Origin of the sequence: Streptomyces viridochromogenes, assembly GCF_001270495.1 — a bacterium.
Classification (GTDB): Bacteria; Actinomycetota; Actinomycetes; order Streptomycetales; family Streptomycetaceae; genus Streptomyces; species Streptomyces viridochromogenes_A.
The window spans coordinates 113961-133543 of sequence record NZ_LGUR01000094.1 but is presented as its reverse complement, the minus strand read 5'-3'; the positions used below and the strand labels follow the sequence as shown (position 1 = coordinate 133543).

The window sequence follows — 19583 nt, the reverse complement described above, 5'->3', positions numbered from 1 at the left end:
CTTCGCGAGCGGCTGTCAGGGCGCTCCGTTCCCTGAGCAGGCTGCCGACGAACCCGCCGACCGCGCCCAGCCCAAGACCCGCGCTCACCAGTCCGGTGCGACTCACCGTTCGCATGGACCCCGCCTCCCCTAAGAGGTCTTGCCAGGTGGATGCGCCATACCCGAACGCATCGTATCCACGAAGCGATTCCATCGATACCGTCAGAAAGCAAAGGTGCGGGCCGTGTTCCGGTACACACCGGACACGGCCCGCGTGGGTAGGCCGGAAGGACACCCCGAGACCGAGCTCAGAGCTCGGCTTCGTCCGCGTCACCGTCCAGGAGACTCTTCTGAAGCGCCAGCTTCTCGCCCGGAGCGAGCGTGCTGAGGATCCGCTCAAGGTCGTCCGGGGAGGCGAACTCGACGGTGATCTTGCCCTTTTTCTGGCCCAGTTCGACCTTCACCCGCGTCTCGAAGCGGTCCGAGAGCCGGGTCGCGAGGTCGGACAGCGCCGGAGAGGGGACAGAGCCGGCCCGCGGCCCTCTGGAGCGCTGGGTCTTTTGCGGGCGGGAGCCCATCAGGGTCACGATCTCTTCGACGGAGCGGACCGAGAGCCCCTCGGCCACCACTCGGTAGGCCAGCCGCTCCTGCTCCTCCGGGTCGTCGACGGAGAGAAGCGCCCGCGCGTGTCCGGCGGAGAGCACACCGGCGGCGACCCGGTTCTGGACCTTGGGCGAGAGCTTCAGCAGACGCAGAGTGTTGGAGACCTGCGGGCGAGAACGGCCGATGCGGTCTGCCAGCTGGTCATGCGTGCAGTTGAAGTCCTTCAGCAGCTGATCGTAGGCAGCCGCCTCTTCGATGGGGTTCAGCTGAGCGCGGTGCAGGTTCTCCAGGAGGGCATCCAGGAGGAGCTTCTCGTCGTCCGTGGCCCGCACGATCGCCGGGATCACTTCGAGCCCGGCCTCACGGCAGGCCCGCCAGCGCCGCTCGCCCATGATGAGTTCGTAGCGTGCGGGGCCGATCTGCCGTACGACGATCGGCTGGAGGAGCCCGACCTCCTGGATGGAGGTGACGAGTTCTTGCAGCGCATCCTCGTCGAAGACCTCACGCGGCTGCCTCGGGTTGGGCGTGATCGCGTCGAGGGGGATTTCCGCGAAGTGGGCGCCCATGGGAGGTGCGGGCGCCTCGACGGCGCCGTTGAGCACCGGCTCCTCGGTTTCATGTGAAACAGGCGGCAGTGTGGCCACCTTGGCCGCGGCCACCCCACGGTCACTCAGCACCGGTACAGCGGCCGGGGACGTGGAAGCAGCGCCCCCCATCGCAGCCGGGGGCACCGTCTTCTCCGTCGGTGCAGCAGGGATCAGTGCGCCGAGACCACGGCCCAAACCCCTCCGTCGCTCGCTCACTGGATGCCCTCCGCCATGCTCGGGTTGCTCTGGGCGCCGATGTGGGCGTGCGTCGGGTCGTAATTGACCCCGACACCCTTCAGCGCGATTTCGCGTGCCGCCTCAAGATACGACAGGGCACCGCTCGATCCTGGATCGTAAGTCAGCACCGTCTGGCCATAGCTCGGCGCCTCGGAGATACGCACCGAGCGGGGAATGCTCGTCCGCAGCACCTCGTCACCGAAATGAGTCCGTACCTCGTCCGCGACCTGGGACGCGAGCCGCGTCCGGCCGTCGTACATGGTGAGCAGGATCGTCGAGACGTGCAGAGTGGGGTTGAGGTGCCCCCGCACCAGGTCGACGTTGCGCAATAGCTGGCCCAGGCCCTCCAGCGCGTAGTACTCGCACTGGATCGGGATCAGGACCTCCTGCCCGGCCACCAGCGCGTTGACCGTCAACAGGCCGAGCGAGGGCGGACAGTCGATGAGGATGTAGTCCAGCGGCTGTTCGTATGCCTGGATCGCCCGCTGGAGTCGGCTCTCGCGTGCCACCAGAGACACCAGCTCGATCTCCGCACCGGCGAGATCGATCGTGGCAGGGGCACAGAAGAGGCCCTCGACATCAGGGACCGGCTGAACGACTTCAGCGAGCGGCTTACTCTCGACCAACACATCGTAGATGGAGGGGACTTCTGCGTGGTGGTCGATCCCCAGAGCAGTGGAGGCATTGCCCTGCGGGTCGAGGTCGATGACCAGCACCCGGCCGCCGTGAAGGGCCAGCGACGCGGCAAGGTTGACGGTCGTCGTCGTCTTGCCCACGCCCCCCTTCTGGTTGGCGACCACCATGACGCGGGTCTGCTCGGGCCGTGGCAGGCCCTCGCCGGCGCGGCCTAGAGCCTCCACCGCCAGTTGGGCAGCACGACCGATGGGAGTGTCGTCCATCGGGGGCGGTGTTTCACGTGAAACATCCTCCCCCATCGACTCGGTACGGGGACCGGGGACCGGATCGGTCATCGGTCCCGCGATGTTGGCGTCGGACCGCAAGGATTCACTCTCCTCGACTTCAGGCTCGCAATGAACAGAGCCTCCCATGCCTTCGGGGTCGTGAACCAGTGAGGCCTGGTGTTCTGTGGAGAAATCCACCTCTGTGGACAACTCCATGCCCCTCAGGGGGGACGGAGCGTCGTCAGAAGCCCCCTCTCCGAGAGAACCGAGGGGCTTTCGGTCTCGAGGTTCGGCCGCGGCGCGGCCGCGACTGATGATGCCGTGCAGCAGTGAGCGACGTTTCACGTGAAACACGATGCCAGCGTCATCCCAAAATGCTTCACGACACTCCACCCTGAGTAGTTTTGTACCCTTTTACGGAGTACACCCTGAGCGTCGACAGAGTGTCACCATCCCCGCCCAGCCGCCACATATGAGACCTCTGCCACAGCCGGCACCCCCTCGCAGGGCGGGACGATCGCGATCTTTCGGGAAGAAACGCCCTCGCACCATACAACCCAAATGCACCTCAAGGTATTTATCGTGAGAATTTCGACGGGGAATCAACGAGGTAGGGTGTGAAATGAATCGGGGGGCACCGGACGTCGACCAATCCGGCACCATTTACGGGTAGTACATTCGCGCGCTCTCCGCTTCATCGAATTGATCAAAGAAAAGCATTACGGGGAGCACCATGAAGACCAGGAATGTCGCGCGCACGGCTGCCGTAGTCATCGGCATCGGAATGCTGACCGCCACCACGCCGGCCTTCGCCGACCAGGACGTCAAGGCCATCTGGGGACAGGCGTACCGCACCAACGCTGACCACGGCGTTGCCGCCGTCAAGGACCTGGCCGACGACGACAACGAGGTCTACGTGCAGTACACGCGCAGCGGCCACGGAAGCAGGATTTTCACCCTGTGGAACAAGAAGGGCAAGGGCACCACGACGTACAGTGGTGACGGCGGCACGGTGACCATCAAGCGGGTCTGCCGCTCCATTTCCCTGGCTTCGGACTACTGCGTCGACCGGTAAATTCGGGGTCTGTTGTTTTAGTAGTCCGGAAACACAAAAAAGAGGTGCCCTTCCCTGGGGAAATCCCCGGGAAGGGCACCTCTTTTGCCCAGAACTCGATACGCGGCTCTTGCCCTCCGTCAGCGCCTGCGTCGTGCCCGGCTCGACCGGGCCGCCTTCGCACGCTTCGCTGCGAAACGGACACCTCCCGGGCTCTCCCCGACCTCCACGCGGACGACGGTGGACATCGGATCCACCACTCCCTCGCCCACATGCAGGATGGACGTCTCCACAGCACCGAGTTTGCTCAGCGCCGTGGACGCGCTCTTGAGCTCCTCCTCGGCGGTGTCGCCCTTGAGGGCGAGCATCTCGCCGTACGGTCGCAGCAGAGGGATTCCCCAGGTGGCCAGTCGGTCCAGCGGCGCCACGGCTCGTGCGGTGACAACATGCACCGGGGTCAGCTTCCCCATGACCTCCTCCGCACGGCCGCGCACCACCGTCACATGATCGAGGCCCAACAGTTCCACGACCTCGGTCAGGAAGTTGGTGCGCCGGAGCAGTGGCTCAAGCAGCGTGATCTTCAGGTCCTCCCGGACGAGGGCCAGAGGGATGCCGGGCAGGCCGGCGCCCGAGCCGACATCGCACACGGTCACCCCCTCCGGCACGACCTCGGAGAGCACCGCGCAGTTCAAGAGGTGCCGCTCCCACAGGCGGGGCACTTCACGCGGGCCGATCAGACCGCGCTGCACACCCGCCTCGGCGAGCAGCTCGGCGTAGCGGACCGCATCAGCGTAGCGATCGCCGAACACCTCACGTGCCTGCTCGGGCGCAGGGGGAAGCTCCGCTGCCTCCGTCACGGGGGACCGTCCTTCCGTATGCGCCGGCGCACCGAGCGCCGACACCAGAACCACCAGAACTATCAGGCTGACAAAGTTCGGCCCCGCCTGCGGGCAGACGGGGCCGGGGGAACGAACGGGCCGATCAGGCGGGGAGCACGACGACGAACCGCTGCGGTTCCTCGCCCTCGGACTCGCTGCGCAGGCCCGCGGACTTGACCGCGTCGTGCACGACCTTGCGCTCGAACGGCGTCATCGGCTTCAGCTTCACGGGCTCGCCCGTGTTCTTGACCTCGGCGGCTGCCTTGGCACCCAGCTCGGAGAGCTCGGCGCGCTTCTGGGCCCGGTAGCCCGCGATGTCCAGCATCAGCCGGCTGCGGTCCCCGGTCTCCCGGTGCACGGCCAGGCGCGTGAGCTCCTGCAGTGCCTCCAGCACCTCGCCGTCACGCCCGACCAGCTTCTGCAGGTCTCGGCCGCCCGCGTCGCTGATGATCGAGACAGCGGCGCGGTCGGCCTCGACGTCCATGTCGATGTCGCCGTCGAGATCGGCGATGTCGAGCAGACCCTCGAGGTAGTCCGCCGCGATCTCGCCCTCCTGCTCCAGGCGGGTCAGGGTGTCTGCACCCTCGGCGGCGGCGGAGGTGGTGCCTTCCGTCACGGGATGGGCTCCTTCTTACTTCTTGGACGGGGACTTGGGGCGCTGCGGGCCACCCTTGCGCTGCCCGGACTGGGCCTTGCTGCGGGTGCTGCCGCCGGGCTTCTGCGTGGTCTTCTTGGCAGCGCCGGGCTGGGCGTCCTCGGGCTCGTCGGACTTCTGGAGCGAGGTGGTCGGCTCACCGGCCTGCTTCGCACTGCCGGACTGGCGCTGGGACTTGCTCTGCCGCTTCGGCTGCTGACGCTTGGGGGCACCAGCCGCGGTCGGCGTACCGTCCTCGGTCACGGTGGCGACGGAACTCTCGCCCTGCACCACGCTGCCGTCGGCCTGCGCCACGAGACCCGCCTTGGTCAGGCCGTTGATGAACTTGCGCTCGTACTCGTTACGGTCGCGGCCCTTGGCGACGATCGCCTTGACGATGACACGCTCACTGCGCTTGCGGGCCTTGCCGTGCTGCGTGACGTGCTTGGTGAGCCGCTCCAGGTACGCGGCCTGGGCCTTGGAACCCGGAGTCGGGTTGTTGCGGATGACGTACATCTGCTGGCCCATCGTCCACACGTTGGTGGTCAGCCAGTAGACCAGGACACCGACCGGGAAGTTGATGCCGAAGACGGCGAACATGACCGGGAAGACGTACATCAGCATCTTCTGCTGCTGCATGAACGGCGTCTTCACCGTGGTGTCGACGTTCTTCGTCATCAGCTGACGCTGCGTGTAGAACTGCGACGCCGACATCAGGACGATCATGACCGCGGTCACGATCCGGACCGTGGTCAGCGAGGCCTCGAGCGCCGCGACGTCCGCGGAGCTGTCGGTGAACTTCGCGGCCAGCGGAGCCCCGAAGATGTGCGCCTTCTGCGCGCTCTCCAGCAGGCTCTGGTTGATGACACCGATGGTGTCGTTGTTGGCGATGCTGTTGAGCACGTGGTAGAGGGCGAAGAAGAACGGCGACTGCGCCAGGATGGGAAGGCACGAGGAGAGCGGGTTGGTGCCCGTCTCCTTGTACAGCTTCATCATCTCTTCGGACTGACGCTGCTTGTCGTTCTTGTAGCGCTCCTGGATCTTCTTCATCTCGGGCTGCAGCGTCTGCATGGCCCGGGTCGCCTTGATCTGCTTCACGAAGAGCGGGATCAGGCAGATACGGATCAGGATCACCAGGGACACGATGGACAGGCCCCAGGCCCACCCGGTGTTGTCGCCGAAGATGGCGCCGTACACCTTGTGGAACTGGACGATGACCCATGAGACGGGTGTCGTGATGAAGCTGAAGAGGCTGGCAATCGTGTCCACTAATCATGCTCCTTGGGCATGGGGCGAGGTCTCTGCGGCCGGGCCCGAAGGAACATTCTCTTCGGTGGCCGTTTCCGCGGCGGAGGGCCCGCCCTTGCGTGCGCGCCAAGCGTTGCGCAGCAACTCGTGCCACCGCGGGCGCTTGCGTGGCGGTACATGGTCCACACCGCCCAGCGACCACGGATTGCACCGCAGGATGCGCCAGGCTGTGAGCGCCGTGCCCTTGATCGCACCGTGCCGGTCGATCGCCGTGTATCCGTAATGGGAACACGACGGGTAGTACTTGCACACCGGCCCGAGCAGCGGACTGATCGTCCACTGGTACAGCTTGATCAGGGCCAGCAGTGGGTACTTCATCGCGCGCCCCCTCCCAGGAGCCGCTGCAAAGCGGCATCCAGGTCTCGGGCCAGCTGTGCATGGTCGGCGTCACCCGCACCGGGCAGCGCTCGTACGACTACCAGGCTACCGGGGGGCAGCTGGTCGACTCGGTCGCGCATCAGATGGCGAAGCCTGCGCTTCACCTTGTTCCGCACGACCGCACCGCCCACAGCCTTGCTCACGACGAAACCCGCACGCGTCGGGGGAGCGCTCTCCCCAGGCGCGTGCGGGTCCATGGCACCGCTACGAAGGTGGACGACGAGGTGCTGGCGTCCTGCCCTGCGTCCTCGTCGGACCGCGGTCGCGAAGTCCTCGCGCCGCCTCAGCCGGTTGTCGGTGGGCAGCACGACGTCATGACCTGATCGGGATCAGGCGGACAGGCTGGCGCGGCCCTTGCTGCGACGGTTCGCGAGAATCGCGCGGCCGGCACGGGTGCGCATCCGCAGGCGGAAGCCGTGGGTCTTCGCGCGACGACGGTTGTTCGGCTGGAAGGTGCGCTTGCTCACTCGGGGGCTCCAGAAAGAAATCGGTGTTGGCGGGTGCCGTCCTGGCTGTCACCGTGCGCCCACGAGGTAGCTCGCGTTACGCCCGAGTGCACCGCTTCCCGATCACCCGAGGCGATCTGTGCCCATCGGAGGCAGGCGGCAGCAGCCATCGACAACTCGACCTGGTTACGGTACGCGCGGCTACGCCATCCGGTCAAACCAGAGGTCACGGGGAGACACTATCCACAGCCTGGGGACAACAACTTGAACCGCACCCGCCGCCCTGACTACCGTGGCTGAACTCCGATTCGTTCCCTTGTCCCCTTGAATCTGGCTCCATCCCTTTTGAATCCCGACCCGTCCCACCATCACACGTTCGTGGGACCCGTGAGAGAGCGTGCCCTGTGGCTGACGTACCTGCCGATCTTGCCGCAGTGTGGCCACGAGTACTCGAGCAACTTCTCGGTGAGGGCCGCGGGCAGGGCGTCGAGGTGAAGGACGAGCACTGGATCCGGCGCTGCCAGCCGCTCGCGCTGGTCGCCGACACCGCTCTCCTCGCCGTACCGAACGAATTTGCGAAGGGCGTACTGGAGGGCCGTCTGGCCCCGATCGTCAGCGAGACCCTGAGGGGGGGGCCCCCCACCCCCCGCCCGACCCCCCCCCCACCCCCCGGGGGGGGCCCCCCCGCCCCCCCCTGCCCCGCCCCAACCGCGCTACGAGGAGCCCGAGCTCCCCTCGTACGACGGCTACGGCCGCCACCGCGCCGACGACCGCGGGAGCGCGCCCAACGACCCGCTGCCCACCGCCCGCCCGGCCTACCCGAGCGAGTACCAGCGCCCCGAGCCCGGCCCCGGCAGCTGGCCCCGCCCGACCCAGGACGAGTACGGCTGGCAGCAACAGCGGCTCGGCTTCCCGGAGCGGGACCCGTACGCCTCGCCGTCGCAGGACTCCTACGCACAGGACTCCTACGGCGCGCCCACCCAGGACTACCGCCCGCAGCCGATGGAGCGGCAGTCGTACGACGGACACCGCCCCGACTACGAGCAGCACCGTCCTGACTACGAGCAGCACCGCCCCGAGTACGAGCAGCAGCGGCCGGACTACGACCAGCCGCGCTCCGACTACGACCGCGACGCCCGCCGCGACCGGCCTGAGCCGCCGTCCGGCTCCGGCCATGTGCACCGCGGCGGCCCCGTCGGCTCGAACCTGCCGACCACCGGCGCGCCCGGCCCGCTGGCGGCGCAGCCCGCGCCGGCGCCCGGGCCCGGTGAGCCGACCGCACGTCTGAACCCGAAGTACCTCTTCGACACGTTCGTCATCGGCGCGTCCAACCGCTTCGCGCACGCGGCCGCGGTGGCGGTCGCCGAGGCGCCCGCGAAGGCGTACAACCCCCTGTTCATCTACGGGGAGTCGGGGCTCGGCAAGACGCACCTGCTGCACGCGATCGGGCACTACGCGCGCAGCCTGTATCCCGGCACGCGCGTGCGTTACGTGAGCTCGGAGGAGTTCACCAACGAGTTCATCAACTCCATCCGCGACGGCAAGGGCGACAGCTTCCGCAAGCGCTACCGCGAGATGGACATCCTGCTCGTCGACGACATCCAGTTCCTGGCGGACAAGGAGTCGACGCAGGAGGAGTTCTTCCACACCTTCAACACCCTCCACAACGCGAACAAGCAGATCGTGCTCTCCAGCGACCGGCCGCCGAAGCAGCTGGTCACGCTGGAGGACCGGCTGAGGAACCGTTTCGAGTGGGGTCTGATCACCGACGTCCAGCCGCCCGAACTGGAGACGCGCATCGCGATCCTCCGCAAGAAGGCGGTCCAGGAGCAGCTCAACGCCCCGCCGGAGGTGCTGGAGTTCATCGCCTCCCGCATCTCGCGCAACATCCGCGAGCTGGAGGGCGCGCTGATCCGGGTGACGGCGTTCGCCTCGCTGAACCGGCAGCCGGTGGACCTGGGCCTCACGGAGATCGTCCTCAAGGACCTGATCCCCGGCGGCGACGACGCGACACCGGAGATCACCTCGACGGCCATCATGAGCGCGACCGCCGACTACTTCGGCCTCACGGTCGAGGACCTGTGCGGCAGCTCGCGCGGCCGCCAGCTCGTCACGGCCCGCCAGATCGCCATGTACCTGTGCCGTGAGCTGACGGACCTGTCGCTGCCGAAGATCGGCGCGCTGTTCGGCGGCCGCGACCACACCACGGTGATGCACGCCGACCGCAAGATCCGCAATCTGATGGCCGAGCGGCGCTCCATCTACAACCAGGTCACCGAGCTGACCAACCGCATCAAGAACGGCTGACGGAGCGTGCCGACGAGCGGCCTGAGACTGGCCTGAGGGCGGCCGCAAGAGCCGTCGTACGACGCCGAGGGCGCCCCCGGAGGAGGTTCCGGGGGCGCCCTTCGTCATGCCGTTCGTGGTGCCGCTCGCGATGCCGTGGCCGAACGTCCGGACACCGGCTGTTCGATTAGCTGCCGAGTTACGGCCACTCTCCACAGATTTGGTGACTTTCTCGCGTCCACACCCTGGGGACTGGGAAGTTGTCCAGACTGTGTCCACAGCGGCACCTGCTGAGCGACCATCAGACCAGGTCAACCGCATGTGGATTCGTGGACGAACGATCTCCACAGCCTGTGGACAGCGAAAAGATCCACAGGCTGTGCATCGAGTTGTCCACCGGCAACCCACAGGATGCGGCCGGTTGTCCCCAGCAATCCCCAGCTTCTCCACATCGCTGTCCACTGTTCGGCAACGCGACGCGCCCTCTCACCGACCCGAGTGAAAGGCGTCACACGAAGGTGCCGGGTTGGCCTGTGGGAAAGGTGGGTAAAGCTGGGGACGGCGCTGGGGAGAAGTCGCCTCGACCTGTGCACGGGGTGTGCAGAACTTTCTGTTCTCCACAGATACGCCCGGTTGTCCACCGCCGTCGCCCACAGGACCCGTGGACAAAATTTCCGCTCTGAGCTGGGAAAACGGGGTTATCCACGGTATCCACAGGCCCTACTACTACTCCCAACTAGAGAGAGCTGGGAATCCGTTTCGAAGTGGGTCCTGTGCACAACTCGCTGTCCGGCTCCCGGCTGCCCCTCGTCACGACTTGACCCCGAGAGGCACCTACTGTCAGTGGGGTGCGTCAGACTGTTCCCGGTGTCCTTCCCCTCACTGGGGCCGACGACACCGAGACAGACGACGAAGCCAGGCAGGCCGAGAAGCGCCGGCAACAGCAGGAGGCGGCAACAGTGAAGATCCGGGTGGAACGCGACGTACTCGCGGAGGCCGTGGCCTGGGCGGCGCGCAGCCTCCCGGCCCGTCCGCCGGCGCCTGTCCTCGCCGGCCTCCTCCTCAAGGCCGAGGACGGCCAGCTGAGCCTGTCCAGCTTCGACTACGAGGTCTCCGCGCGCGTGTCCGTGGAGACCGAGGTGGACGAGGAGGGCACGGTCCTGGTCTCCGGCCGCCTGCTGGCCGACATCTGCCGCGCTCTCCCCAACCGGCCGGTGGAGATTTCCACAGACGGTGTACGGGCGACCGTGGTCTGCGGCTCCTCGCGGTTCACACTCCACACCCTGCCTGTGGAGGAGTACCCGGCACTGCCGCAGATGCCGACCGCGACCGGCACCGTGCCCGGTGAGGTCTTCGCCTCCGCCGCCGCCCAGGTCGCCATCGCGGCCGGTCGCGACGACACGCTGCCCGTCCTCACCGGCGTGCGCATCGAGATCGAGGGCGACACGGTGACGCTGGCGTCGACCGACCGCTACCGCTTCGCGGTCCGCGAGTTCCTGTGGAAGCCGGAGAACCCGGAGGCCTCGGCGGTCGCCCTGGTCCCCGCCAAGACGCTCCTGGACACCGCCAAGGCGCTCACCAGCGGTGACAGCGTCACGCTGGCGCTGTCCGGCTCGGGTGCGGGCGAGGGCCTGATCGGTTTCGAGGGCGCCGGTCGTCGTACGACGACCCGTCTCCTGGAGGGCGACCTCCCGAAGTACCGCTCACTGTTCCCGACGGAGTTCAACTCCGTGGCTGTCATCGAGACCGCCCCCTTCGTGGAGGCCGTCAAGCGTGTGGCGCTGGTTGCCGAGCGGAACACCCCGGTGCGGCTCAGCTTCGAGCAGGGCGTGCTCATCCTGGAGGCCGGTTCCAGCGACGACGCACAGGCTGTGGAGAGGGTCGACGCCCAGCTGGAGGGCGACGACGTGTCGATCGCCTTCAACCCGACCTTCCTGCTGGACGGCCTGAGCGCCATCGACTCCCCGGTGGCCCAGCTGTCCTTCACGACCTCCACGAAGCCCGCGCTGCTCAGCGGCAAGCCGGCGCTGGACGCCGAGGCGGACGAGGCCTACAAGTACCTGATCATGCCGGTGCGACTGAGCGGCTGACCTGCTGCCGTTGGCGTCGCGGTTGTCCACAGCGTCCCCAGGTCCGGTGGATCACCGGACCTGGGGACGACCTGTCGGATGAAGACGCAGGTGAGGGCGTACGTATGAGCGCCTATGCCCACGGATGTGCGCGTGCGTCCGGGTTTAGGCTCGTACGTGGGCACGCAGGTGCCCCACACGCCACAGCAACCTAAGGAACAACTGATGGAGCTCGGTCTCGTCGGCCTCGGCAAGATGGGCGGCAACATGCGCGAGCGGATACGCCGCGCCGGCCACACCGTCGTCGGATACGACCGCAACGCGGACCTCGCGGACGTCCACAGCCTGGAAGAGCTTGTGGGCAAGCTCCCCGGGCCGCGCGTGGTCTGGGTGATGGTCCCGGCCGGTGCCCCGACCCAGTCGACCATCGACGAGCTCGCCGAGCTGCTGGAGCCCGGCGACGTCGTCGTGGACGGCGGGAACTCCCGCTGGACGGACGACGAGAAGCACGCCGAGGAACTGGCGGCCAAGGGCATCGGTTTCGTCGACTGTGGCGTCTCCGGCGGCGTCTGGGGCCTGGAGAACGGCTACGCGCTGATGTACGGCGGCGACGCGGAGCACGTCGCCAGGGTGCAGCCGGTCTTCGACGCCCTCAAGCCGGAGGGCGACTTCGGCGCGGTGCACGCCGGCAAGGTCGGTGCGGGGCACTTCGCGAAGATGGTCCACAACGGCATCGAGTACGCGATGATGCAGGCCTATGCCGAGGGCTGGGAGCTGCTGGAGAAGGTCGACTCCGTGACCGACGTCCGGGAGGTCTTCCGGTCCTGGCAGGAGGGCACGGTCATCCGTTCCTGGCTGCTGGACCTCGCGGTGAACGCCCTCGACGAGGACGAGCACCTGGACAAGCTCAGGGGTTATGCACAGGACTCCGGTGAGGGACGCTGGACTGTGGAAGCCGCCATCGACCACGCGGTGCCGCTCCCGGCGATCACCGCGTCGCTGTTCGCGCGGTTCGCGTCCCGCCAGGACGACTCCCCGCAGATGAAGATGATCGCGGCGCTGCGGAACCAGTTCGGCGGCCACGCGGTCGAGTCGAAGTAACCGTCGAGAACCATCGTCGGAAACGGCCGTCGGGAACGACCGTCGGAAATGAGAAGAAGTAATCCACACCCTGGGGATGGCACCCTGGCACCCTCGGGAGTGACCCGGTTGTCCACAACTGGGGAAAGCTGAAGCACACGTTGGGGGAGGTCGGCGAACGACCATGCACGTCACGCATCTGTCGCTGGCCGACTTCCGCTCGTACGCCCGGGTCGAAGTACCGCTGGACCCGGGCGTCACCGCCTTCGTCGGTCCCAACGGCCAGGGCAAGACCAACCTCGTCGAGGCCGTCGGCTATCTCGCCACCCTCGGCAGCCATCGCGTCGCCTCCGACGCTCCCCTCGTCCGCATGGGCGCCGACCGGGCGATCATCCGGGCGCAGGTGCGGCAGGGCGAGAGGCAGCAGCTGGTCGAGCTGGAGCTCAACCCGGGCAAGTCCAACCGGGCCCGCATCAACAGGTCCTCGCAGGTCAGACCGCGTGACGTACTGGGGATCGTACGGACCGTCCTGTTCGCGCCCGAGGACCTCGCCCTGGTCAAGGGCGACCCCGGCGAGCGGCGCCGCTTCCTCGACGAGCTGATCACCGCCCGCTCCCCGCGCATGGCCGGCGTCCGCTCCGACTACGAGCGGGTGCTCAAGCAGCGCAACACCCTCCTGAAGTCGGCCGCGCTGGCCCGTCGGCACGGCGGCCGGTCCATGGACCTGTCCACCCTCGACGTCTGGGACCAGCATCTCGCGCGCGCGGGCGCCGAGTTGCTCGCCCAGCGTCTCGATCTGATCGCCGCGATCCAGCCACTCGCCGACAAGGCGTACGAGCAGCTGGCGCCCGGCGGCGGCCCCGTCTCCCTGGACTACAAGCCGTCGGCTCCCGGCGAGGCGCACACGCGCGACGATCTCTTCGAGCAGCTGATGGCGGCGCTCGCCGAGGCCCGCAAGCAGGAGATCGAGCGGGGCGTCACCCTCGTAGGCCCGCACCGTGACGATTTGCTTCTCAAACTCGGTCAGCTGCCCGCCAAGGGATACGCCTCGCACGGCGAGTCCTGGTCCTACGCGCTGGCGCTGCGTCTGGCCTCCTACGACCTGCTGCGGGCCGAGGGTAACGAACCGGTACTGGTCCTCGACGACGTCTTCGCGGAGCTGGACACCCGGCGCCGCGAGCGCCTGGCCGAGCTGGTCGCGCCCGGCGAGCAGGTCCTGGTGACCGCCGCGGTCGACGACGACGTACCGCACGTACTGACCGGGGTGCGGTACACGGTGGCCGAGGGGACGGTGGAGCGCGTATGAGCGAGAACTCGTCCCACGGTCCGTCCCCCAGCCCGTCCGACCGGCCGTCCGACAAGGCGTCCGAGAACGCCCCGAAGAAGACCCCCGAGCCCTCCGGCGTCGACCTCGCGCGCGTGGCGCTCAGGGCGGCCAAGGAGCAGGCACGCGCGCGTGGGGACGCGGCGCGGCAGAAGAAGCAGGCGCGGCGCGGCGGCCTGCGCTCCGGCGCGCGGGCAGACGGCCGCGACCCCGTGGCGCTCGGCTCCGCCATTAACCGCTTGATCACCGAGCGGGGTTGGGAGACCCCGGCCGCGGTGGGCGGTGTGATGGGCCGCTGGCCACAGATCGTCGGCGAGGACGTCGCCAAGCACTGCGTGCCGGAGAAGTACGACGAGGACGAGCGAATCCTGGTCGTGCGCTGCGACTCGACGGCCTGGGCGACGAACCTGCGGCTGCTCGCCCCGACGCTGGTCGCCCGCCTCAACGAGGACCTCGGCCATGGCGCGGTGCGGCAGATCAAGGTGCAGGGCCCCGGCGGTCCTGCTCGCCGCTACGGCCCTCTGCGTGCGCCTGGCAGCACGGGGCCCGGCGACACCTACGGGTGACGGGCGCCAGGTATCGGGTGACGCGTGACGGGTGATCGGCCTGTCCGCGAAGGGCGGGTTCCGCGCAGAGCGGGGCCGGGCCAGGGCCGGCCGAGCCGCCGTCACAGAGGCCCCCGAAGCCCCGTAAGCCACAGGTGACCGACATCACATCAGTAGTTGTCGGCGGTCCCGAAGTGCCGTCGGCGACCTCCTCGTCGTACTACCGCACGCGGTCGCGAATCGCGACCTGACTCCGAAGTAGCCAAGGGTTGACGGCCGGAAGCGCTGAGTGGCTCTGTGAGCCTCTTTGAGCCCCCATCCGCATATCGGGAGTCGGCCGAGCCAGGTTCAGGGCGGCACATGCGGACTCAGGTACCGGCAAACCCCCATCACTGTCGGCGCTACCGGTAGACTGGAGGCTAATCCCGCCCCAATCGTGGGGACCGTCCGGGACAAGCTGAGCAACGCTGATCAAGGCTTACCAACGCAACATGCCGCAGCCGCTCCGGCAACCCGCCGACGAGCTTGGCTGGTGCTGTGCCAGAAAGGGCGCTTCGTGGCCGATTCCGGCAACCCCAACGAGAACATCCCGTCCACCGACGCCGGCGCCAACGGCGCGGTCACCTCGTCGAACGGCGAGGTCACCGCCTCGTACGACGCCAGCGCCATCACCGTCCTCGAGGGTCTGGACGCGGTCCGCAAGCGACCCGGTATGTACATCGGCTCCACCGGTGAGCGCGGACTTCACCACCTGGTGCAGGAGGTCGTCGACAACTCCGTCGACGAGGCGCTGGCCGGGCACGCGGACACGATCGACGTGACGATCCTCGCCGACGGCGGTGTACGGGTCGTGGACAACGGCCGTGGCATCCCGGTCGGCATCGTGCCGTCCGAGGGCAAGCCGGCCGTCGAGGTCGTGCTGACCGTGCTGCACGCGGGCGGCAAGTTCGGCGGCGGCGGTTACGCGGTCTCCGGCGGTCTGCACGGTGTCGGCGTGTCCGTGGTGAACGCCCTGTCGACGAAGGTCGCCGTCGAGGTCAAGACCGACGGCTACCGCTGGACGCAGGACTACAAGCTCGGCGTCCCGACCGCCCCGCTCGCCAAGCACGAGGCCACCGAGGAGCACGGCACCTCGGTCACCTTCTGGGCCGACCCGGACATCTTCGAGACCACCTACTACTCCTTCGAGACGCTCTCGCGACGTTTCCAGGAGATGGCGTTCCTCAACAAGGGTTTGAGGATCAAACTCACCGACGAGCGGGAGTCGGCCAAGGCGACGTCCGGCGCGGACGAGGCGGGCGCGGACGAGAGCGCCGAGGTCAAGTCGGTCGACTACCACTACGAGGGCGGCATCGTCGACTTCGTGAAGTACCTCAACTCCCGCAAGGGAGACGTGGTGCACCCCACCGTCATCGACCTCGAGGCCGAGGACAAGGAGCGCAGCCTCTCCCTCGAAGTCGCGATGCAGTGGAACAGCAGCTACACCGAGGGCGTGTACTCCTTCGCGAACATCATCCACACCCACGAGGGCGGTACGCACGAAGAGGGCTTCCGGGCCGCGCTGACCTCGCTGATCAACAAGTACGCGCGCGACAAGAAGCTGCTGCGCGAGAAGGACGACAACCTCACGGGTGACGACATCCGCGAGGGTCTGACCGCGATCATCTCGGTGAAGCTGAGCGAGCCCCAGTTCGAGGGGCAGACGAAGACCAAGCTGGGCAACACCGAGGTGAAGACCTTCGTCCAGAAGGTCGTCTACGAGCACCTCAACGACTGGCTGGACCGCAACCCGAACGAGGCGGCGGACATCATCCGCAAGGGCATCCAGGCGGCCACCGCGCGCGTGGCGGCCCGCAAGGCCCGTGATCTGACGCGTCGTAAGGGCCTGCTGGAGACCGCGTCCCTGCCGGGCAAGCTCTCCGACTGCCAGTCGAACGACCCGACCAAGTGCGAGATCTTCATCGTCGAGGGTGACTCCGCCGGCGGCTCGGCCAAGTCCGGCCGCAACCCCGAGTACCAGGCGATCCTCCCGATCCGAGGCAAGATCCTCAACGTCGAGAAGGCGCGGATCGACAAGATCCTCCAGAACCAGGAGATCCAGGCGCTGATCTCGGCCTTCGGCACCGGAGTCCACGAGGACTTCGACATCGAGAAGCTGCGCTATCACAAGATCATCCTGATGGCGGACGCCGACGTCGACGGCCAGCACATCAACACCCTGCTGCTGACCTTCCTGTTCCGCTTCATGCGGCCGCTGGTCGAGGCCGGACACGTGTTCCTGTCCCGTCCCCCGCTCTACAAGATCAAGTGGGGCCGGGACGAGGTCGAGTACGCGTACTCCGACCGCGAGCGCGACGCGCTGCTGGAGATGGGCCGTCAGCGCGGCAAGCGCGTCCGCGAGGACTCGATCCAGCGCTTCAAGGGTCTCGGTGAGATGAACGCCGAGGAGCTGCGCATCACGACGATGGACCAGGAGCACCGGGTCCTCGGCCAGGTCACCCTGGACGACGCCGCGCAGGCCGACGACCTGTTCTCGGTCCTGATGGGCGAGGACGTCGAGGCCCGCCGCCAGTTCATCCAGCGCAACGCCAAGGACGTCCGCTTCCTCGACATCTGAGTCGGTCTCAGCTGACCGCACCAGGAAGGATCTTCACCAGCAATGGCCGACGAGAACACCCCCCTCACGCCTGAAGAAGGCGGCGACATCGCCCAGCGCGTCGAGCCCGTCGGGCTCGAGACGGAGATGCAGCGCTCGTACCTGGACTACGCGATGTCCGTCATCGTGTCCCGTGCGCTGCCCGACGTCCGGGACGGCCTCAAGCCCGTCCACCGCCGCGTCCTGTACGCGATGTACGACGGCGGCTACCGCCCCGAGCGCGGCTTCTACAAGTGCGCCCGCGTGGTCGGCGACGTCATGGGCAACTACCACCCCCACGGCGACTCCTCCATCTACGACGCCCTGGTGCGCCTCGCCCAGCCGTGGTCGATGCGCATGCCGCTCGTCGACTCCAACGGCAACTTCGGCTCTCCGGGCAACGACCCGGCGGCGGCCATGCGCTACACCGAGTGCAAGATGGCGCCGCTGTCGATGGAGATGGTCCGTGACATCGACGAGGAGACCGTCGACTTCACGGACAACTACGACGGCCGCTCCCAGGAGCCGACCGTCCTGCCCGCCCGCTTCCCGAACCTGCTGATCAACGGCTCGGCCGGGATCGCGGTCGGCATGGCCACCAACATCCCGCCGCACAACCTGCGCGAGGTCGCGGCCGGCGCCCAGTGGTACCTGGAGAACCCGGAGGCCTCGCACGAGGAGCTGCTCGACGCCCTCATCGAGCGCATCAAGGGCCCCGACTTCCCGACCGGGGCACTCGTCGTCGGCCGTAAGGGCATCGAAGAGGCCTACCGGACCGGCCGCGGCTCCATCACCATGCGCGCGGTCGTCGAGGTCGAGGAGATCCAGAACCGCCAGTGCCTGGTGGTCACGGAGCTGCCCTACCAGGTCAACCCCGACAACCTCGCGCAGAAGATCGCCGACCTGGTGAAGGACGGCAAGATCGGCGGTATCGCGGACGTCCGGGACGAGACCAGCTCCCGTACCGGTCAGCGCCTCGTCATCGTGCTCAAGAGGGACGCGGTCGCCAAGGTCGTACTCAACAACCTCTACAAGCACACGGACCTGCAGACGAACTTCGGCGCCAACATGCTGGCGCTCGTCGACGGCGTCCCGCGCACCCTCTCCCTGGACGCGTTCATCCGCCACTGGGTGACGCACCAGATCGAGGTCATCGTCCGCCGTACGAGGTTCCGTCTGCGTAAGGCCGAGGAGCGGGCGCACATCCTGCGCGGCCTCCTGAAGGCCCTGGACGCCATCGACGAGGTCATCGCGCTGATCCGGCGCAGTGACACCGTCGAGATCGCGCGCGGGGGCCTGATGGAGCTCCTGGAGATCGACGAGATCCAGGCCAACGCCATCCTCGAGATGCAGCTGCGCCGGCTGGCCGCCCTGGAGCGCCAGAAGATCATCCAGGAGCACGACGAACTCCAGGCGAAGATCACCGAGTACAACGAGATCCTGGCCTCGCCGGTCCGCCAGCGCGGCATCGTCAGTGCGGAACTCGCCGCGATCGTCGAGAAGTACGGCGACGACCGCAAGACCATGCTGGTGCCCTACGACGGTGACATGTCCATCGAGGACCTGATCGCCGAGGAGGACATCGTCGTCACGGTCTCGCGCAGCGGCTACGTCAAGCGCACCAAGACCGTCGACTACCGCGCGCAGAAGCGGGGCGGCAAGGGCGTACGCGGAACGAAGCTGAAGGAAGACGACATCGTCGACCACTTCTTCGTCTCGACGACGCACCACTGGCTGCTGTTCTTCACCAACAAGGGCCGCGTGTACCGGGCCAAGGCGTACGAGCTCCCGGATGCCGGCCGTGACGCGCGTGGCCAGCACGTGGCGAACCTGCTCGCCTTCCAGCCGGACGAGGCGATCGCCGAGATCCTCGCGATCCGTGACTACGAGGCGGTGCCGTACCTGGTGCTCGCCACGAAGGGCGGACTTGTGAAGAAGACGCCGCTGAAGGATTACGATTCGCCCCGCTCCGGCGGCGTGATCGCGATCAACTTGCGTGAGCGCGAGGACGGTTCCGACGACGAACTGATCGGCGCCGAACTGGTCTCGGCCGACGATGATCTGCTTCTGATCAGCAAGAAGGCCCAGTCGATCAGGTTCACGGCCACGGACGAGTCGCTGCGTCCCATGGGCCGTGCCACTTCCGGTGTCAAGGGCATGAGCTTCCGAGAGGGAGACGAGCTGCTCTCGATGAATGTTGTTCGAACCGGTACGTTCGTGTTCACTGCCACCGACGGCGGGTACGCGAAGCGGACCCCCGTCGACGAGTACCGCGTCCAGGGTCGCGGCGGCCTCGGCATCAAGGCCGCCAAGATCGTCGAGGACCGCGGTTCGCTCGTCGGTGCGCTGGTGGTCGAGGAGACCGACGAGATCCTCGCCATCACGCTGGGCGGCGGTGTGATTCGCACGCGAGTCAACGAGGTCAGGGAGACGGGCCGTGACACCATGGGCGTCCAACTGATCAACCTGGGCAAGCGCGATGCCGTCGTAGGTATCGCACGTAACGCCGAGGCGGGACGCGAGGCGGAGGAGGTCGACGGCGACGTGGCCGTCGACGAGACCGCCGAGGGTGCCGTCGAGACCATCGGCACGGACGAGGGTGAGGCACCCTCGGCCGAGTAGCACGAGGAGTGAGTCA

At 67.5% G+C, this 19583-nt stretch carries 15 protein-coding genes and 1 pseudogene; 8 read left to right on the top strand and 8 right to left on the bottom strand.

The features are described 5' to 3' along the window. Window positions 1-287 precede the first annotated feature (287 nt). Both ADK36_RS10655 and ADK36_RS10650 read right to left on the bottom strand, forming a co-directional pair. Entirely contained in the window at window positions 288-1385 is a 1098-nt protein-coding gene (locus ADK36_RS10655) for a ParB/RepB/Spo0J family partition protein (RefSeq protein ID WP_048581449.1), read from the bottom strand. Next, a complete protein-coding gene (locus ADK36_RS10650; protein ID WP_078916202.1) occupies window positions 1382-2455 on the bottom strand; it encodes a ParA family protein in 1074 nt (357 codons plus the stop codon). The genes ADK36_RS10655 and ADK36_RS10650 overlap by 4 nt, the downstream gene beginning before the upstream one ends. A 586-nt stretch (window positions 2456-3041) precedes the next feature. Between ADK36_RS10650 and ADK36_RS10645 the strand changes: the two genes are divergently transcribed. After that, complete coding sequence (locus tag ADK36_RS10645; RefSeq protein WP_048581447.1) at window positions 3042-3383, top strand: hypothetical protein; 342 nt, start codon at window positions 3042-3044, stop codon at window positions 3381-3383. A gap of 119 nt (window positions 3384-3502) precedes the next feature. On the opposite strand, the gene rsmG is transcribed toward ADK36_RS10645, so the two are convergent. The 6 genes from rsmG to rpmH all read right to left on the bottom strand — a co-directional run bounded on the left by rsmG (window position 3503) and on the right by rpmH (window position 7027). Continuing rightward, window positions 3503-4219 (bottom strand): 16S rRNA (guanine(527)-N(7))-methyltransferase RsmG, encoded by a 717-nt coding sequence (gene rsmG, locus ADK36_RS10640; RefSeq protein ID WP_048581446.1) that lies wholly within the window; start codon window positions 4217-4219, stop codon window positions 3503-3505. Window positions 4220-4343: 124 nt separating this feature from the next. Further along, window positions 4344-4856 carry a protein jag gene (locus ADK36_RS10635; RefSeq protein ID WP_048581445.1) on the bottom strand — a complete coding sequence of 171 codons (513 nt, stop codon included), beginning with the start codon at window positions 4854-4856 and terminating at the stop codon, window positions 4344-4346. 15 nt (window positions 4857-4871) lie between these two features. After that, on the bottom strand, window positions 4872-6143 hold the full coding sequence (gene yidC, locus ADK36_RS10630) for a membrane protein insertase YidC (RefSeq protein WP_048581444.1): 1272 nt from the start codon (window positions 6141-6143) through the stop codon (window positions 4872-4874). A gap of 3 nt (window positions 6144-6146) precedes the next feature. After that, window positions 6147-6500, bottom strand: coding sequence for a membrane protein insertion efficiency factor YidD (gene yidD / locus ADK36_RS10625; protein WP_048581443.1), 354 nt, complete (start codon window positions 6498-6500; stop codon window positions 6147-6149). Next, entirely contained in the window at window positions 6497-6868 is a 372-nt protein-coding gene (gene rnpA, locus ADK36_RS46050) for a ribonuclease P protein component (protein ID WP_078916200.1), read from the bottom strand. Before rnpA ends, yidD begins: the two co-directional genes overlap by 4 nt. Window positions 6869-6889: 21 nt before the next feature. Beyond that, the gene (gene rpmH / locus ADK36_RS10615; RefSeq protein WP_005482975.1) at window positions 6890-7027 is read right to left on the bottom strand and encodes a 50S ribosomal protein L34; all 138 of its coding nucleotides are present in this window, start codon (window positions 7025-7027) and stop codon (window positions 6890-6892) included. Between the two features lie 383 nt (window positions 7028-7410). On the opposite strand from rpmH, the pseudogene dnaA reads away from it, so the two are divergent. The 7 genes and pseudogenes from dnaA to gyrA all read left to right on the top strand — a co-directional run bounded on the left by dnaA (window position 7411) and on the right by gyrA (window position 19567). Continuing rightward, window positions 7411-9313: pseudogene (dnaA, locus tag ADK36_RS10610) on the top strand (chromosomal replication initiator protein DnaA). Between the two features lie 938 nt (window positions 9314-10251). Continuing rightward, the gene (gene dnaN, locus ADK36_RS10605; protein ID WP_030049463.1) at window positions 10252-11382 is read left to right on the top strand and encodes a DNA polymerase III subunit beta; all 1131 of its coding nucleotides are present in this window, start codon (window positions 10252-10254) and stop codon (window positions 11380-11382) included. Window positions 11383-11586: 204 nt separating this feature from the next. Next, window positions 11587-12462 carry a phosphogluconate dehydrogenase (NAD(+)-dependent, decarboxylating) gene (gene gnd / locus ADK36_RS10600; protein ID WP_048581440.1) on the top strand — a complete coding sequence of 292 codons (876 nt, stop codon included), beginning with the start codon at window positions 11587-11589 and terminating at the stop codon, window positions 12460-12462. A gap of 163 nt (window positions 12463-12625) precedes the next feature. Continuing rightward, window positions 12626-13747, top strand: coding sequence for a DNA replication/repair protein RecF (gene recF, locus ADK36_RS10595; protein ID WP_053197090.1), 1122 nt, complete (start codon window positions 12626-12628; stop codon window positions 13745-13747). Continuing rightward, window positions 13744-14331 (top strand): DUF721 domain-containing protein, encoded by a 588-nt coding sequence (locus ADK36_RS10590; protein ID WP_053197087.1) that lies wholly within the window; start codon window positions 13744-13746, stop codon window positions 14329-14331. Before recF ends, ADK36_RS10590 begins: the two co-directional genes overlap by 4 nt. A gap of 511 nt (window positions 14332-14842) precedes the next feature. Continuing rightward, window positions 14843-16927, top strand: coding sequence for a DNA topoisomerase (ATP-hydrolyzing) subunit B (gene gyrB / locus ADK36_RS10585; RefSeq protein ID WP_048581437.1), 2085 nt, complete (start codon window positions 14843-14845; stop codon window positions 16925-16927). Window positions 16928-16969: 42 nt separating this feature from the next. Next, on the top strand, window positions 16970-19567 hold the full coding sequence (gene gyrA, locus ADK36_RS10580; RefSeq protein WP_048581436.1) for a DNA gyrase subunit A: 2598 nt from the start codon (window positions 16970-16972) through the stop codon (window positions 19565-19567). Window positions 19568-19583: the final 16 nt, after the last annotated feature.